At 39.0% G+C, this 15,453-nt stretch carries 17 protein-coding genes; 4 read left to right on the top strand and 13 right to left on the bottom strand.

Annotated elements, in window-relative coordinates:
- Window positions 1–405 (bottom strand): hypothetical protein (locus B3139_RS07465; RefSeq protein WP_293881438.1); only part of this gene is annotated, 405 nt, incomplete at its 3' end.
- A gap of 331 nt (window positions 406–736) precedes the next feature.
- Here B3139_RS07465 and B3139_RS07460 point away from each other — a divergent pair.
- Complete coding sequence (locus B3139_RS07460) at window positions 737–1,402, top strand: hypothetical protein (RefSeq protein ID WP_293881436.1); 666 nt, start codon at window positions 737–739, stop codon at window positions 1,400–1,402.
- A gap of 222 nt (window positions 1,403–1,624) precedes the next feature.
- Here the strand turns inward: B3139_RS07460 and B3139_RS07455 are convergent, their stop codons facing one another.
- The 3 genes from B3139_RS07455 to B3139_RS07445 form a co-directional block, all read right to left on the bottom strand.
- Window positions 1,625–2,722, bottom strand: coding sequence for a DUF2891 domain-containing protein (locus B3139_RS07455; protein WP_293881434.1), 1,098 nt, complete (start codon window positions 2,720–2,722; stop codon window positions 1,625–1,627).
- A 23-nt stretch (window positions 2,723–2,745) separates the two neighbouring features.
- Window positions 2,746–3,435, bottom strand: coding sequence for an SIR2 family NAD-dependent protein deacylase (locus B3139_RS07450; RefSeq protein WP_293881432.1), 690 nt, complete (start codon window positions 3,433–3,435; stop codon window positions 2,746–2,748).
- A gap of 74 nt (window positions 3,436–3,509) precedes the next feature.
- Window positions 3,510–3,965 carry a hypothetical protein gene (locus B3139_RS07445; RefSeq protein WP_293881430.1) on the bottom strand — a complete coding sequence of 152 codons (456 nt, stop codon included), beginning with the start codon at window positions 3,963–3,965 and terminating at the stop codon, window positions 3,510–3,512.
- A gap of 391 nt (window positions 3,966–4,356) precedes the next feature.
- On the opposite strand from B3139_RS07445, the gene rnhA reads away from it, so the two are divergent.
- Entirely contained in the window at window positions 4,357–4,851 is a 495-nt protein-coding gene (gene rnhA, locus B3139_RS07440; protein WP_293881428.1) for a ribonuclease HI, read from the top strand.
- A gap of 44 nt (window positions 4,852–4,895) precedes the next feature.
- Here rnhA and trxB read toward each other — a convergent pair whose 3' ends face one another.
- The 7 genes from trxB to B3139_RS07405 form a co-directional block, all read right to left on the bottom strand.
- Window positions 4,896–5,852 carry a thioredoxin-disulfide reductase gene (trxB, locus tag B3139_RS07435; protein WP_293881426.1) on the bottom strand — a complete coding sequence of 319 codons (957 nt, stop codon included), beginning with the start codon at window positions 5,850–5,852 and terminating at the stop codon, window positions 4,896–4,898.
- Between the two features lie 28 nt (window positions 5,853–5,880).
- Window positions 5,881–6,834 (bottom strand): 3'-5' exonuclease, encoded by a 954-nt coding sequence (locus B3139_RS07430; protein WP_293881424.1) that lies wholly within the window; start codon window positions 6,832–6,834, stop codon window positions 5,881–5,883.
- A gap of 71 nt (window positions 6,835–6,905) precedes the next feature.
- Entirely contained in the window at window positions 6,906–8,225 is a 1,320-nt protein-coding gene (locus B3139_RS07425) for a M16 family metallopeptidase (protein WP_293881422.1), read from the bottom strand.
- Window positions 8,215–9,474, bottom strand: coding sequence for a M16 family metallopeptidase (locus tag B3139_RS07420; RefSeq protein ID WP_293881420.1), 1,260 nt, complete (start codon window positions 9,472–9,474; stop codon window positions 8,215–8,217). The genes B3139_RS07425 and B3139_RS07420 overlap by 11 nt, the downstream gene beginning before the upstream one ends.
- Window positions 9,475–9,493: 19 nt before the next feature.
- A complete protein-coding gene (hemF, locus tag B3139_RS07415) occupies window positions 9,494–10,390 on the bottom strand; it encodes an oxygen-dependent coproporphyrinogen oxidase (protein WP_293881418.1) in 897 nt (298 codons plus the stop codon).
- A 19-nt stretch (window positions 10,391–10,409) separates the two neighbouring features.
- Window positions 10,410–11,414, bottom strand: coding sequence for an NAD(P)H-dependent glycerol-3-phosphate dehydrogenase (locus B3139_RS07410; protein ID WP_293881416.1), 1,005 nt, complete (start codon window positions 11,412–11,414; stop codon window positions 10,410–10,412).
- A gap of 88 nt (window positions 11,415–11,502) precedes the next feature.
- Window positions 11,503–11,838: a Rieske (2Fe-2S) protein gene (locus B3139_RS07405; protein ID WP_293881414.1), complete on the bottom strand. Its 336-nt coding sequence runs from the start codon at window positions 11,836–11,838 to the stop codon at window positions 11,503–11,505.
- Between the two features lie 68 nt (window positions 11,839–11,906).
- Between B3139_RS07405 and ychF the strand changes: the two genes are divergently transcribed.
- Entirely contained in the window at window positions 11,907–13,007 is a 1,101-nt protein-coding gene (gene ychF, locus B3139_RS07400) for a redox-regulated ATPase YchF (RefSeq protein ID WP_209579995.1), read from the top strand.
- Between the two features lie 293 nt (window positions 13,008–13,300).
- Here the strand turns inward: ychF and B3139_RS07395 are convergent, their stop codons facing one another.
- The gene (locus tag B3139_RS07395) at window positions 13,301–13,597 is read right to left on the bottom strand and encodes a YgaP family membrane protein (protein WP_293881408.1); all 297 of its coding nucleotides are present in this window, start codon (window positions 13,595–13,597) and stop codon (window positions 13,301–13,303) included.
- A 130-nt stretch (window positions 13,598–13,727) separates the two neighbouring features.
- Between B3139_RS07395 and B3139_RS07390 the strand changes: the two genes are divergently transcribed.
- The gene (locus tag B3139_RS07390) at window positions 13,728–14,573 is read left to right on the top strand and encodes an ATP cone domain-containing protein (protein WP_293881406.1); all 846 of its coding nucleotides are present in this window, start codon (window positions 13,728–13,730) and stop codon (window positions 14,571–14,573) included.
- 36 nt (window positions 14,574–14,609) lie between these two features.
- On the opposite strand, the gene ispE is transcribed toward B3139_RS07390, so the two are convergent.
- Window positions 14,610–15,425, bottom strand: coding sequence for a 4-(cytidine 5'-diphospho)-2-C-methyl-D-erythritol kinase (gene ispE / locus B3139_RS07385; RefSeq protein ID WP_293881404.1), 816 nt, complete (start codon window positions 15,423–15,425; stop codon window positions 14,610–14,612).
- Window positions 15,426–15,453 lie beyond the last annotated feature (28 nt).

Below are 15,453 nucleotides of genomic sequence, written 5' to 3'. Positions count from 1 at the left end.
ACCGTAAGGCAGTTCTGGGATCATCTCGAACTCCCGTTTACTTTCTGGTTTACTGATATTAAATCGAATACGGACGGATTGGACAAAGTTGAAAACCGTTTTAGGGCTGACCTGGGGAAAGTCTGAATGATGCTCTTTGAGCCAGTCGTGCATCTGGGCTGAAGAAGTATCTGGATAAAGGGTCAGTTTATCCTTAACAAAACCCTGGTAGCTATCCAAGTGTTTTTTGCGTGCAATAGGGTTTTCAAGCGCTTGCTCAAACTCATCCACACTTTGGGTAATGTACTTTTTGGTCGTGCGCCAGCTGATCCCGAAATGGCCGGAAATCCAGTTAATAGATTTCCCTTCACGTGACATTTGATGTACTAAATGAAACAACATAATTTTGCTCTGATAATAGTTCATAAATACCTTTGATTTTTTCCTGACCAAAGGTTGTTTTTCTTTTGGGACAACATGTCCCAAAAGGTGAACTATTTACTCCAAAAGGCCCAATCAAAATAATAATCCGACCAGATGGAGTTCTGCTTTATTGTTGCCATTTATTTTGCATTATAGTTGCCAATTTCTCTGAAACTTAATTACGAACACTTCTGCTTTGGTAATTACCAGTTACAATAATAGGTAATAAACTATTAAAAAGCTGTCATTAATAGCATCCTACGTAAATGCTTAATTGCTTTTAAATAATACTTTTACTATCTTCGATAACGATTAAAACCATTAAACAACTATAATGCTTACAAAGAAGATTCTCTGTTTTGCTTTTGGCTACTTTTTGCTTACGCAGACATATGCTCAAAAGATCACATTGACACCAAATAATGTAATGCCTTCGCAGGTAGCTACTCAGTTAACAAACTTCAAGGGACAAAATGCACTACAGGTAAAAGGACTCACAGATGGTGAAAAAACAATGGCGCTGATAAAAGATATTGACTTCCATAACGGAGTGATCGAGGTAAGCATTGCGGGCCAGCCCATGGATCAAGCCGGAGAATCCGCCCGTGGCTTTGTTGGTATTGCTTTTCGAACAAGCGCCGACATCTCAAAAACAGAAATATTTTATTTACGTCCTACAAATGGGCGGGCCGAAGAACAATTGCGTAGAAACCATGCAACCCAATATATCTCTATTCCGGGATATCCTTGGGAGAAACTAAGGGAGGAGACTCCTGGGAAGTATGAGGCTTATGCTGATATGGGACCTGGGGAATGGATAAAAGTAAAAATTGAAGTCAATAACGAAAGGGCAAAACTTTATTTAAATGAGTTTTCTCAGCCAACTTTGATCGTTAATGATCTCAAACAGGGCAAAGATTTGCGGGGAAGCATTGGACTTTGGGTCGGCCCGGGCACTTTAGGCCATTTTAAAGATCTCACATTAGTTAAAGCAGATTGATAGTACACCAATTAACTTTATCTGAGTGACTATGATTTGATTTATCGACTTCGAACTAAACTGAATATAAAAAAGCCCTAGAGCGGGGAACTCTAGGGTCTTAGCCATATATTAACCTATTTTATGAAAAGTATTTGTATTAATAACGTCCGATTTCTCTATTTATTTTGTACAAAACAGCGATTTCTTATTTTTTTATTTTACAAAAACAATCTTCTATAATCAATGCTTTGATAATGCATACAAAGCGAATGTACCTAGCCAATGCGACCCCATATAGTCATCATTGTTTGTAATATTGGGCAAAGAGTACATTAAATGTTTATTAGCCAATTTGTGCAAGTAACTTAACTCAGGTAAAGCCCTTGCGATACCATTCAAACAATTTGCACGACTAAAATTAAGTCCATCCAAATGAACCAAATGTCCATCTGTCCGGTCTTTCACAATACCGGGCTCAAGATTAAAATTTGCACTAAACAGCTCTGGCATAAATACCTTCAGCCATTTGCGGTAATCCTCTTTTTGAAGTACCAAGCTCATACATAGCGCTTCCTCAAGACAAGGAGAAAGAAAATCACTTCCACTTGGCTCAAAAGAAATATTACAGCCTTTATCTTGGCTAAATAATCGTGAAGCATTAGTCATCAATGATTTTTCAAATGTCACATTCCCCGTGCTTCTCGCGTAGTCTAAAGACAACGAAATACCGAATGCAGAATTATCGTGGTATCCTGTTCTGATCGGATAAACCAATTTGGGCAGATACTCCTCATAAGATTTTACTACATGATTCACCAAAGGTTCAAGACTCATGGCCCAGCGTTTTGCATCTTTATCTTTCCAAGTTAACAACTCTTTATGTAACTGTAGCAACCAAGCCCATCCATACGTACGCTCAAAATTTTTATTGTTCTTATCTTTGAAAAAAGCTAATTCGATCGCAACATTTTCTGCTGTAATATTTTGGTTTAATTGTTCCCGAATTTCTCCAGAACTATCCAAATTTGGAAATTCTTTCAAAATATGGACAATTGACCAATAACCATGTACAGAAGAATGCCAATCAAAACAACCATAGAAAATTGGGTGCAGTATGCGCGGTGATTTCAGATCGAGATCACTACCTAGCACCTGTCCGAGTTTATTAGGATACTCCACTTCGATGCAATGTAATGGTAAACTGAGCAAATGCTTCGCTTGAATACTATCCAAGACTAAAGGCTGATTATTTGTACTTGTGTTTACTTTAATTTGCGAATTATTATGGCAGGCTAAAACAGCAAATGAGACGCAAAGAATTCCTATTACTTTTTTCATATTTTTTTGAAACTGTCCGTTATCTAATCAAGTAATTGCTCAACTAATTTGGGAACAGCGACAGTAGCTGCCTCCTCAAAAAAAGTTATATTACGCAAGAATTTATTGTTTGGTATTTTTTTATCGATTAAAAATGTTTTACAATGATTGGGAGCAAATTCCTTGAGTCCAGCTGCAGGATAAACTTGCAAAGAGGTGCCTACAATTATTAAAATATCAGCTTCCGAAACGACAACGACAGCCTCTTCAATCGCTGGTACAGCCTCTCCAAACCAGACGATATTAGGTCTCAACTGACTGCCTTTTTCACACAGATCCCCCATTTTGATCTCATCCCCGGCAATTGGATAAACCAGTCGGTCATCAACAGAGGACCTTGCCTGATCTAGGCGACCATGCAAATGAATAACTTGAGATGACCCAGCTTGCTCGTGCAAGAGATCGACATTTTGTGTGATAACAATTACGTTGTATTTGGATTCCAGTTTAGCTAAAGCAAGATGAGCGAGGTTTGCTTGTGCAAGCGAAGCAGCTCTCCGTCTCAAATTATAAAACTCTTGAACCAGTGACGGATTTCTACGCCAGCCCTCAATAGAAGCTACTTCCATCACATCATGCCCCTCCCATAAGCCGTTTGCATCTCTAAATGTAGGTATACCACTTTCTGCCGAAATACCAGCTCCACTTAATACTACGATATTTTTCTTTTTCATCTAAATTTACTTCTTAATGAATTTAAAAATAGCCCTTTTAGATGACCATCTGGAGGAAGAACACCTGCCATCGATCATTCCTCTATCAGCAAAGTCGCATAGTCATTAGGAAGCTGTAACCGAATAGAATCTTTACTCGCTGCAGCCCGCCGATTCATTTCCTCAAAAGAACGTTGGTAATATACAAAAGCTTTATTTGTAATATGCAATTGCCTGGCATTTTGAATATGAAACCTATACCGATTGTTCTCCAATTTAACATGCTGATATATTCTATAGGTCACCACTTGAATTTGTATTTTATCAAAGTTTGAAATAATCTTCAAATTTGCAGGCTCATAAAAATATTTATCCTTGAAATACATGAATTCATTAGAATTGGCCAAGCTTATTAAAGATAAATTTCCGTGAACCACTTCGCTTACCAAAGAATCAGCCCGCAAGCGTTCAGTACTACTTCCATCTCCAGAATAGCAACAAATAAAAAGAAGAGCGAACAGCGGAATTAATGCAATTTGAACCAGATTCATGGGACTAAATTAATAAAAAATGCTATCGCGCCACAATTCAGGAGAAAATATAGCGCCCGAATAATTTAAAGGTTACTCTCAATAGCACCGGCCTTCTTATCCTTCGATAGTTCATAAGGCTATTTTACTGTTTACATAACAAGTTTATGCAGGAAAAATACATATAGATGCGCAGAGTTATATTGTTTAAGAGATAAATTGTGATACAACAACTAAATTGCTTCAATATTTTCAAAGCAGCATAAGTTGAATCTCCCATTTCATAAATCTCCTATAATTGGCCATGTATGGATAATAAACTCGAGGGTACTCAGAAAGTTACCTATAACCTATTGTAATAGATGTTCGTTATTATTGGATATAAAAGCAAATTTATCTATGTTTGAGGGGTATGATTGAATTATATACAGATGGTGCTTCAAGTGGGAATCCAGGCCCTGGAGGTTACGGAACTATTTTAAGAACTATTTATACGGGCGATAATGAAACCTTTAAGGGAAAACTTATCGAAAAGGAGTTTTCGGGTGGTTACCGCAAAACGACCAACAACAGAATGGAACTAATGGCGGTTATTGTTGGCCTCGAGGCCTTAAAAAACTTGCATCAGCAAGTTACAGTGTATTCTGACTCCAAATATGTTATTGATGCCATTGACAAAAAGTGGGTATATGGCTGGATCCAAAAAGGTTTCGCGGGAAAAAAGAATAAAGATCTTTGGTTGCGTTTGATGACTGCCTATAGATTGCACAACGTACGCCTTGTCTGGGTAAAAGGTCACGCTGGGCATCCGTTAAATGAACGTTGCGATCGTTTGGCCGTTGCTGCAGCAAAGGATAAAGCGAACTGGAAAATCGACAGTGTCTTTGAAATGGAGGAAGCCAAATAAAAAGGGACATACTTTTTGCAATGCCCCTTTTTATTTCAATTTGATTATTCGCCGCTTTCTTTAGCCGCTAGATATCTTTCAGCTTCCAAAGCTGCCATACAACCTGTACCCGCAGCGGTGATAGCCTGACGGAAGACATTGTCCTGAACGTCTCCACAAGCAAACACTCCTGGTATATTTGTCGCAGTACTATCTGGTTTGGTGATCAAATAGCCTGTTTCATCCATATCCAATACTCCCGTAAAAAGATCCGTATTGGGCTTGTGTCCTATTGCAACAAAGAATCCTGTCACTTCTATGTCTTTTTCAGATTGATCCTTATTGTTAATAACGCGAATTCCAGTTACCACCTGACCATCTCCTAAAACCTCTTTTGCCTCAGAATTGTAATGCACTTCGATATTGGGCGTATTCATCACACGGTGAACCATTGCTTTAGAAGCACGGAACTCATCCCGGCGCACTAACATATGTACTTTTGAGCATAATTTTGCGAGATATGTAGCTTCTTCTGCGGCGGTATCTCCAGCACCAACAATAGCAACTTCCTGGTTTTTAAAGAAAAATCCATCGCAAACGGCACATGCAGAAACACCAAAACCATTATATTTTTGTTCAGATTCCAGACCTAACCATTTTGCGGTTGCTCCCGTTGCGATAATCACTGTATCGGCGGTAACTTGTACAGTTCCATCGATTTCGACACGGTGTACGGTCCCTGTAAAATCGACTTTTGTAACATATCCAAAACGAACTGAAGTACCAAAGCGCTCAGCTTGTTCACGCAGATCTTCCATCATCACCGGCCCCGTAATACCTTTTGGATAACCTGGAAAATTGTCCACTTCAGTGGTTTGTGTCAATTGCCCTCCCGGAACAATACCGGTATAAACTACTGGTTTCATATCCGCACGTGCCGCATAAATCGCTGCAGTATAGCCTGCTGGCCCCGAACCAATAATCAAACACTGTATATGCTCAACTTCTTGTTTGAATTCCATAATACTTTTTCTAAGCTATTAATTAAAGTTATTTTTTAAATTTATCTTGCAATCCTTTCAACATGTCCAAGGAAATGCTCTGTGGCGCCTCCTCATTTTGTTTGTTGAACTCTTTTTTCGCAAGTTTTTTATCTTCCGCTGAATGAGCTACAGCCGCTTTAGCTTTTTGCTCGTTCTTCTCCTTTTTGTACCTATTCCAGATATTTTCTAGCACTTTTTTGGTATACAATGGAAAATCTCCATTTTGCATCCAAGCATAGTAGCTCGGCTCCTGCTCAAATACCTCCACAATTGGTTTTCCTTTGTGTTTTCCAAAATTGATCGTTTCCAGCCCGTCGGCATTGTAAACAAGACGTCCGGCAAAATCCACCGGCTTACTTAAATTTGTAAATGCATGTAAAGCTTCCACATCGTTGACGACTGGATGAGACACCACACCATGTTTATCTTCAAAAGCCGCACCTTCATACTTCGTCAACTGCGCTTTCAAAACTTCGTAAGTTGCGCGTACATCCGCTTCAGCAGTATGTGCATTTTCGAGGTTTTCATTGCAATAAAACTTGTAGGCAGCTTTCAAGGTCCTTTGTTCCATTTGATGAAAGATATTTTGAACATCCACAAATGCCCTACCCTCCAATGAAAAGTCAACACCAGCCCGTAAAAACTCCTCCATCAACATTGGCACATCAAACTTATTGGAGTTATAACCCGCTAAATCTCCATCCGCAATAAAAGCAGCTAATTCTACTGCTATTGCTTTAAAATTAGGAGCGTCTTTCACATCCTCATCATAGATGCCATGGAAAAAAGAGGATTCCGCCGGAATAGGTATTTCGGGATTAATCTTCTTAGTATAGACTGTTTCTTCTCCACTGGGCATCACTTTAAGAAATGACACTTCAACAATACGATCGGACGCCACATTAACGCCTGTAGTTTCCAAATCGAAAAATACCAATGGCCTTTTTAATTTTAATTCCATGCTGGATAGTTCACTTTTTTATCAAAAACCAAAAATACAAAGTAGTATTCGATTTTTGTAGTCTAAGAAATTTAATTTACAACCGCTTGATGAACTGGTTCTTCCTGGCTTATTTTACCAACAACAACTTTCACCATTGCGTTAAAGTCCAAATATTTATTGGCAATATCATACACCTTCTCAGGCGACATATTTCTAATCTGATCCATATAATAGGAATAATATGTTAACGTCATCTCATTTAACAATACACTTTTAAACTTATCGGCATGCGAAAAGATACTTTCCAATGATCCTAACATCGAACCTTCCATATAGGTTTTAACAAGATTCACCTCCTCTTCAGAGGCCAATTTTGCTTTTAACAAGTTGATCTCTTTTTCAATCTCTTCCAAAGTCGCTTGCGTTACATCCACCCCAACTTCGGTTACAATGGTCATAAACCCTGTATGTTTGAGGGTAGCAACGGCCGAACCAATACTATAGGTATAGCCTTTTTCTTCTCGAATATTCCGCATGAGACGAGAACCAAAAAAGCCTCCTAACAGGGTATTAACAAACTGTAGTGCAGGATAATCAGGATGTGTTCTTGAAATGGTTTGACAACCTAAGCGAATCGCCGACTGCAAGGCGCTATCTTTCTCCTCATAGGCTAGTTCAGAGGAACCTTGAATCAACACAGGTTTTTCTACGGAAATCAAAGGCGCCCCGTACCACTCCTCTCCAAAAATCTGCTCGAGTTCTTGCAAAAGCTCATCGGAAACGTTTCCAGAAACAATTAACGTGCAATTGCCAGGTACAATTTCTTTCCGGTACAACTCCATTAATTGCATGCGCGTAATCGTGTCATAATCTTCTAGCTTCGGCGTCCGTCCATAGCGATTACCCGTACCGAAGATCAGGTTATAGAATTTACGCCGCGCCAGATAATCATTTTTCTGAATAGAAACTTGAAACTTCTGTTTGTTGTTACGTAAATAGGTATCCAGCTCCTGCTGTGGTATCGATGCCTCCGTAAGAATATCTTTTACAAGAGGTAGAAGTACTTGACTATGTCTATTCAAAGTATAAAGGGATAGAGAAGTCACGTCAAAAGAGTATTCAGGAACTAGAAATGCTCCATAAAAATCCACTTTATCCGCAATCTCTGCACTGGACATTGAGTTGGTCCCCTCTTTAAGTAAAGCACTTAAAGCACTATTTAACAAAGGGTTCTCTGTCTGTCCATCAAGATAGGCATTGTCAAAAATCCATTCGATACGCACCAACTCTTGCTCAGGCGACTGGAAAATATAAACTGGCAAACCGTTTCCAAATTGTTTCTTTATCGGTTCTTTTAAACTGATGTTTCCAATTTCACGAAACACAGGTCCTTGCGTTCTATCCAACATATATAGCCTCCTCCATTTTTGATTTATATAGTAATATCGAAGCATTCTCGGGTCTAAAAATTGCTTGTGCCTGGCGTTGAACCTCCTCGGCACTTACCAATAGGTATTTCGAGACCTCAGTGTTGATACCATCTGCATCGCCTAGCAACTCATGGTAAGCTAAATTCATTGCTTTATCCAAAATGGACAACTCCGCAAAGACATTGGTCGATTCGATTTTATTTTTCACCTTTTCCAATTCCTTCATAGGTACTAATTCGGATTTTATAATCTCCAATTCAGACCACACCGCCCGCTCAGCTTCGTCAAGCGAAACGCCCGCAGTTGGCTTCCCTTCTATAACAAAAAGGTTACTATCTATGCTTCCCATCACATAGGCATTTATCTCACTAAATAACTGCCCCTCTTTAACCAACCGTCGATACAAACGAGAAGAAGAACCTCGAGATAAAATATCTGATAAAAGATCCATGGCAAAATAACCTTCTTCCAATCGTGCTGGCCCGTGAAATGCCATGTAGAGTGCATCAAGAGGTACCTCTGCCCAAATAGTTTCACGCCGCATTTCCTGCTGTTCTGGTTCTTTCGGCAATTGACGATTATATTTTATACCAGGTTCAATATCACCAAACCATTTTTGGGTTAAAAACTTAACTTCTTCAAAATGTACATCACCAGAAACAACCATTATTGCATTCTGCGGATTGTAATGTAATTTGAAAAACGCTTTCACATCTTCCATTGTAGCTTCTTCGATATGACTCAATTCCTTGCCGATCGTTGCCCAGCGATACGGATGTACCTGATAAGCTAAGGGTCGCAACTTAAGCCATGCATCCCCATAAGGTTGATTCAAGTAACGCTGCTTAAACTCTTCGATCACTACATTCCGTTGTACTTCGAGACTTTGTGCTGAAAAAGCCAAACTCAACATCCGGTCCGACTCTAACCACAACGCTGTCTCTAGATTTGATGAGGGCAATGTGATGTAATAATTGGTGATATCGTTGCTTGTGAAAGCATTATTCTCTCCTCCAACTTTTTGCAATTCAGTATCAAAATTAGGAATATTGATACTTCCACCAAACATCAGGTGCTCAAATAAATGGGCGAATCCGGTTTGCTCTGGCGACTCGTCCCGTGCACCCACATCGTATAAAATGTTGACACAAGCCATAGCCGTATTGTGGTCCTCGTGAACCAAAACACGGAGCCCGTTTTCTAATATAAATTTTTGATAAGAAACCATCTAATTTTTTTCGGCGTTTTTAAATCCAGTTAATACCTTTTCGTAATAAAGATAAGGTCTTGGCTTCTTCGGAGCCGGCTTCAGGACGATAATCATATGCCCAATTGGCTTGGGCTGGTAAACTCATCAATATCGACTCTATACGTCCATTCGTTTCTAACCCAAATTTAGTACCCGAGTCCCATACAAGGTTAAATTCTACATAACGACCGCGACGTATTAGCTGCCAGTTTTTTTGTTGTTCGGTAAAAGTTTTATGCTGGTTCTTTTCAACTAGTGTTGTGTAGGTCGGCGCAAAAGTGCGGCCGAGATCACATGAAAAAGCAAAAATCTCATCCATACTATGCCCTGTATTTTCAGTATTTAACTTGTCATAAAAGACACCGCCCACACCGCGTGTTTCTTGTCGATGACGAATATAGAAATAGTCGTCGGCCCATTTCTTAAATTTACCGTAAAATGTATTATCGTGCTTATCGCATACCGCCTTTAGTTGTTGATGGAAATAACGGGCATCTGTTTCATCAACATAGTGCGGTGTCAGGTCTATTCCTCCGCCGAACCAACGAATCTGATCGTTTAGCTCAAAATAGCGAATATTCATGTGTATAATCGGCACCAATGGATTATTGGGATGAATCACAATTGAGACACCTGTAGCAAAAAAGTCATCTTCATTTACTCCGAACGATGTTTTAAGCGTTTCAGGCAACTTCCCATAGACAGCAGAAAAATTAACCCCGCCTTTTTCTAAAATACGACCATTTTGAATAATTCTAGTACGACCGCCCCCGCCGCCTTCTCTCTCCCACAGCTCCTCTTCAAAACGCGCCGATCCATCTAATTCTTCCAGCGCCCGGCATATTTCATCCTGAATTTCTTTATAAGCTAAAGCAATTGCTTCTTTTTTTATCATCTATTTTCTTACAAAATTTTTATGTTAATTTTTCGCTCAAAGCTTGAATAATTTTAGACGAAGGAAGATGCTCATATAAAATTTGATGTACAGCATCACATATAGGCAATTCAACATCATATTTTTTGGCGTATTCCTGAATACAAGCAGAAGCATAATACCCTTCAGCTACCATATTCATTTCTAATTGCGCGGACTGTACGCTATACCCTTTTCCGATCATATTGCCAAAAGTCCTATTTCTGCTGAACTGAGAATAAGCTGTTACTAAAAGATCTCCCAAATAGGCCGATGTATTTACATCACGTGAGGTATCACCATCCACTTTGCCAACAAACCGCCGCATTTCTCGGATTGCATTGGACACCAATACAGCCTGAAAATTATCACCATAGCCTAATCCATGACAAATACCTCCAGCCAAAGCATAAATATTTTTTAATACTGCTCCAAACTCAATTCCAAGTACATCGACAGACAAAATGGTTTTGATAACACGTGAGGATAAAAACGACGCCACCAAAGCCGCACTATCTAGATTTTTACATCCGAAAGTTAAATAAGACAATTTACCTAAGGCCACCTCCTCGGCATGGCAAGGACCTCCCACCACACAGATCTGGTCTATATTAACCGAATAGCGCTGCTCCAAAAACTCACCGATAATCAAATTATCTTTAGGAATAATCCCTTTGATAGCCGAAACAACAATTTTATCACTGAAGTCTTCCTTGGTGACATTTGCTAATGCATCTTTCAAATAAGCAGCGGGAGTATTCAAAATCACTATATCTGAATTCGCAATCACATTTTTCGCATCAGTATCAATCGTAGTAATGTTAAGGTCAACTGATACGCTGCTCAAATACGTAGGATTATGCTTAAACTTCTGGATGTATTCTGCGTCCTCCCCTTTTCTAACCCACCAAAAAATATGTTTATCTTGGTCATTTTCGCATAGCATCTTGATCATAGCTGTAGCCCAGCTTCCGCTACCAATTATACCAATCTTTTTCCCCTGCATGTCTTTAATTTATTTTCGGAAGCAAATATACTTATTTACTGGCTAGATATACGCTTCACGCGGCGAGATATGATATTTTCGTTACTTTCTAAGTAAATAAACCTTTCCAAAAACCGATCTCCAACCCAACAAAATACTCGTTATCCTCCATTTTTATGGGATATACATGTATAAAATTATGCTGTTCCGGATTCCCCTTTCCCGTCGCAAGATCGAATTCATGGCGATGAAAAGGACAGATTATTTTTCCTCGCTCACACCAGCCATTTTTCAACATGGCGCCAGCATGTGGACATTTTCGAGAGAAGGCATAGATTTGATTTTCGAACCAAGTAATACAAATAATTTTCCCTCCGAATTTATGCTCGCTAACACCATGTTTTTTTAGAATTTCGGCGTGTTCAATTTTGTACCAATGAACCATGTGACAAGATAGCTAAAAATTACAGTGAATTTTCTATCTTTGTGGAATTTCAAAAATTTGCACTATATATGGCTTTACAATGCGGTATCGTGGGTTTACCAAACGTCGGTAAATCAACATTATTTAACTGTTTGTCGAACGCGAAAGCGCAGGCAGCAAACTTTCCATTTTGTACAATTGAACCAAATGTTGGGGTTATTACCGTACCGGATGCCCGTCTTAATAAATTAGCTGAATTAGTCAACCCACAACGAATTGTTCCAAATACAATAGAAATCGTCGATATCGCCGGTCTTGTTAAAGGAGCATCAAAAGGGGAAGGCTTAGGCAACCAGTTCCTAGGAAACATTCGTACGACAAATGCGATTATACATGTTTTAAGATGTTTTGACGATGGTAATGTCATTCACGTCGATGGTTCTGTAGACCCTATCAGAGATAAAGAAATCATCGACACTGAACTACAACTTAAGGATCTGGATACGGTTGTAAAACGTATTCAAAAGGTTGAGAAAATGGCCAAAACAGGTGGGGATAAGGATGCAAAAAGAACATTTGATATATTATCAATTGTGAAAGATCATCTCGAAGCCGGAAAATCTGCACGTACGGCAGCGATCGACGAGGAAGATTTCGAGTTTATACAGGATCTAGCGCTGTTGACAGCCAAACCTGTACTTTACGTATGCAACGTGGACGAAGGATCAGTCAATACAGGAAATGCTTATGTAGAACGGGTTAAAGAGGCTGTTAAAGACGAAAAAGCTGAAGTATTGGTGATTTCTGCGCAGATCGAATCAGAAATTGCTCAACTGGAAAGCTATGAAGAACGCAAGATGTTCTTGGACGATCTAGGTTTGGAAGAATCTGGTGTGCACAAGTTGATCCGTGCTGCGTATTCTCTCTTAAATTTAGCGACGTATTTTACAGCTGGCGTTCAGGAGGTTCGTGCGTGGACAATCGAAAATGGCTTTACAGCTCCTCAAGCTGCCGGTGTTATACATACCGATTTCGAAAAGGGATTTATCCGTGCTGAGGTAATCAAGTACGACGATTTCGTCACACTCGGATCGGAGAGTGCAGTGAAGGAAGCTGGAAAATTATCCGTAGAAGGAAAAACATATATTGTCCAAGATGGTGATATAATGCACTTCCGCTTCAACGTGTAATGCGCATGCGTTTTAGAGTCAAAAAACAAAAATAGGCAGTAAATAATTTACTGCCTATTTTTGTTTTTATCACCCCACCTTTACAAAAGGTATTATTTCACACTACACGGCAAGCTAATCGAATGTACATTCGCGCACGTCTGATGGAGCATTATACCATACACCCAAATTTATACCACCTTAAGGCGATATCGACCATGTTACCATAATTTGAAAACGCGCTTACATGACCGCTAAAATTCTGTCATGCGTATCTAAATAGCTTAATTGGGATGAGCTTCGATAAACACTGGCTATTTTACAAAATAGCGATGTTCAATTACCTCCACTTTTTTGATGTCCTTGTCTTCCAAAACTTTTTTCACATCACAATGACCAGTCACTCCTCGGTAAATTAAAACTCCGCCAAGTGTTAATCCAGAAAATCCCGTCAATGGCGATTTGATTAGTTTTTTGACACCCATACCTAAAATAAAGCCCCCTGCAATGACCGATAAAACCCGTTCAGAGGTACCAATATTTTCTTCGATGCAATCGTCTTCTATTTTCGTCTTGATCTTGTCAAATGCAAATGTTAGTAGGTTACTCATAATTCTCTATGTTTTAAGTATATTATCATATAAACAAATGACAGTCCAAAAAAGTTTAAGAATAGGATATAGATTTTATGTTGTTTCTCCAACAACAACTCTTATATTCGTATTTAGAAATTTCAAACACATGCAAATCAAAAAATATTCAGGTGAAATAGTACCTTTCAACGGTGAAGCTTTACGCAAATCGCTTAATCGTTCTGGTGCCAATGCGGATGAGGTCAATCAAGTTTACGATAAGGTTCTCAACGAAATATATGATGGAATTTCAACTAGAGAGCTCTATCAGCTTGCATTTGACACTTTGAAAACTGTTCGAGCCTCCTATGCAGCTCGCTATAGTTTAAAGAAGGCACTTCGAGAACTCGGACCAGAGGGCTTTTATTTCGAAAAATACATTGCGCACCTTTTACAGTCAATGGGCTACAAAAGCACGACCGGACAAACCGTGCAAGGGCATGCTGTTTCACATGAATTAGATGTCGTAGCATATAAAGATGGAAAATTAATTACTGCAGAATGCAAGTTTCGCAATGATATTGACGCTAGAATTTCGGTGACAACTCCGATGTATTACCTGTCCAGATTTAAAGATATCAGCAATATCAATTATCAGTTCTTTGGAGAACAGCTGCAGTTTCATGAAGGATGGCTAATCACAAATGCGTACTTTACCTCCGATTCGATTGATTTTGCCAAATACTATCAAATTAACTTGTTATCGTGGGATTATCCCAAAGATAATAGTATTAAAAAAAGAGTAGACAAAGCTGTCTTCTATCCGATTACATGCCTAACAACACTTTCTGACACTGAAGAGCAGCAACTACTCAAAAACCAGCTAATTTTGGTAAAAGAACTTGTCAACAATCCTGAAAAACTTGACCTCTTAAACCTCGCAAGAGAGCGTAAAGAAAAAGTTTTAAATGAGGCTCATGAACTCTTGAACTACAAAGTGGAAGAAGAGTATTAGGAAATCTCACATTAAATACATGGAATGCGGCAGTAACTAAATCTTGGAGGGCTGATATATTTTACCATACCTAACAAATTCGCTTAAATCAGTCTTATCCCAAAATATACCATAAATAGCCGCTCCTGATCCAGACATGGAAGCATACACTGCACCTTTTTGATATAAAGCTTCTTTAATTTCCTTCAACAATGGATAACGCTCAAATATACCATCCTCAAAATCATTCCGAATGTGAAACTTCCATTCCTGAATAGGCAGACGTATTGCTTCTTCCAAATTAATTTCGGGTATCTTAGGTTGTACACCTGCATAGGCTTCAGCAGTGGAAATATGGATATTAGGCATGATTACCGCAATATGATAGGCATCAAGGTTCAAATCCAAAGGCTTAAAATCACTACCTATACCTGTTGCAAAAACTGGATTATTCGCAACAAAAAAAGGACAGTCGGCTCCAAGTCTGGCCGCATAACCTTCTAGCTGCTCATTGCTGAGATTCAGGTGGAAAAGCGTATTAAGTCCCTTTAACACAAAAGATGCATCTGCAGAACCTCCACCCAATCCCGCTCCAATTGGAATTTGTTTGATCAAATCGATCGAAACACTTGAAATATCATGATCCTCTTTTAGCAATAGAAAAGCTCTTAAACAAAGATTGTCAACACGATTTCCTGGAATATGTTCTCCTTGCATATTTAATATAGTTTCCGCCGAGTCAATCTCTAATAGTTCGATAATGTCGTAAATTGGCAACGGGTAAAGAACACTATTCAGCTCGTGATAGCCATCTGGGCGCCTCGCAATTACTTGCAGTCCAATATTTATTTTTGCGTTTGCAAAAAGTATCATTTGAGTTTATCTAGATTCTATATTTCAA

It is taken from the genome of Sphingobacterium sp. UBA1498 (assembly GCF_002325125.1).
GTDB lineage: Bacteria > Bacteroidota > Bacteroidia > Sphingobacteriales > Sphingobacteriaceae > Sphingobacterium.
The sequence above is the reverse complement of the archived record's forward strand: the minus strand, read 5'-3'. Positions and strand labels throughout refer to the sequence as shown.

Coding starts and splice junctions, on each gene's coding strand:
- B3139_RS07460 (WP_293881436.1), top strand. CDS start 737: ATGCTTACAAAGAAGATTCTCTGTTTTGCTTTTGGCTACTTTTTGCTT.
- B3139_RS07455 (WP_293881434.1), bottom strand. CDS start 2,722: ATGAAAAAAGTAATAGGAATTCTTTGCGTCTCATTTGCTGTTTTAGCC.
- B3139_RS07450 (WP_293881432.1), bottom strand. CDS start 3,435: ATGAAAAAGAAAAATATCGTAGTATTAAGTGGAGCTGGTATTTCGGCA.
- B3139_RS07445 (WP_293881430.1), bottom strand. CDS start 3,965: ATGAATCTGGTTCAAATTGCATTAATTCCGCTGTTCGCTCTTCTTTTT.
- rnhA (WP_293881428.1), top strand. CDS start 4,357: ATGATTGAATTATATACAGATGGTGCTTCAAGTGGGAATCCAGGCCCT.
- trxB (WP_293881426.1), bottom strand. CDS start 5,852: ATGGAATTCAAACAAGAAGTTGAGCATATACAGTGTTTGATTATTGGT.
- B3139_RS07430 (WP_293881424.1), bottom strand. CDS start 6,834: ATGGAATTAAAATTAAAAAGGCCATTGGTATTTTTCGATTTGGAAACT.
- B3139_RS07425 (WP_293881422.1), bottom strand. CDS start 8,225: ATGTTGGATAGAACGCAAGGACCTGTGTTTCGTGAAATTGGAAACATC.
- B3139_RS07420 (WP_293881420.1), bottom strand. CDS start 9,474: ATGGTTTCTTATCAAAAATTTATATTAGAAAACGGGCTCCGTGTTTTG.
- hemF (WP_293881418.1), bottom strand. CDS start 10,390: ATGATAAAAAAAGAAGCAATTGCTTTAGCTTATAAAGAAATTCAGGAT.
- B3139_RS07410 (WP_293881416.1), bottom strand. CDS start 11,414: ATGCAGGGGAAAAAGATTGGTATAATTGGTAGCGGAAGCTGGGCTACA.
- B3139_RS07405 (WP_293881414.1), bottom strand. CDS start 11,838: ATGGTTCATTGGTACAAAATTGAACACGCCGAAATTCTAAAAAAACAT.
- ychF (WP_209579995.1), top strand. CDS start 11,907: ATGGCTTTACAATGCGGTATCGTGGGTTTACCAAACGTCGGTAAATCA.
- B3139_RS07395 (WP_293881408.1), bottom strand. CDS start 13,597: ATGAGTAACCTACTAACATTTGCATTTGACAAGATCAAGACGAAAATA.
- B3139_RS07390 (WP_293881406.1), top strand. CDS start 13,728: ATGCAAATCAAAAAATATTCAGGTGAAATAGTACCTTTCAACGGTGAA.
- ispE (WP_293881404.1), bottom strand. CDS start 15,425: ATGATACTTTTTGCAAACGCAAAAATAAATATTGGACTGCAAGTAATT.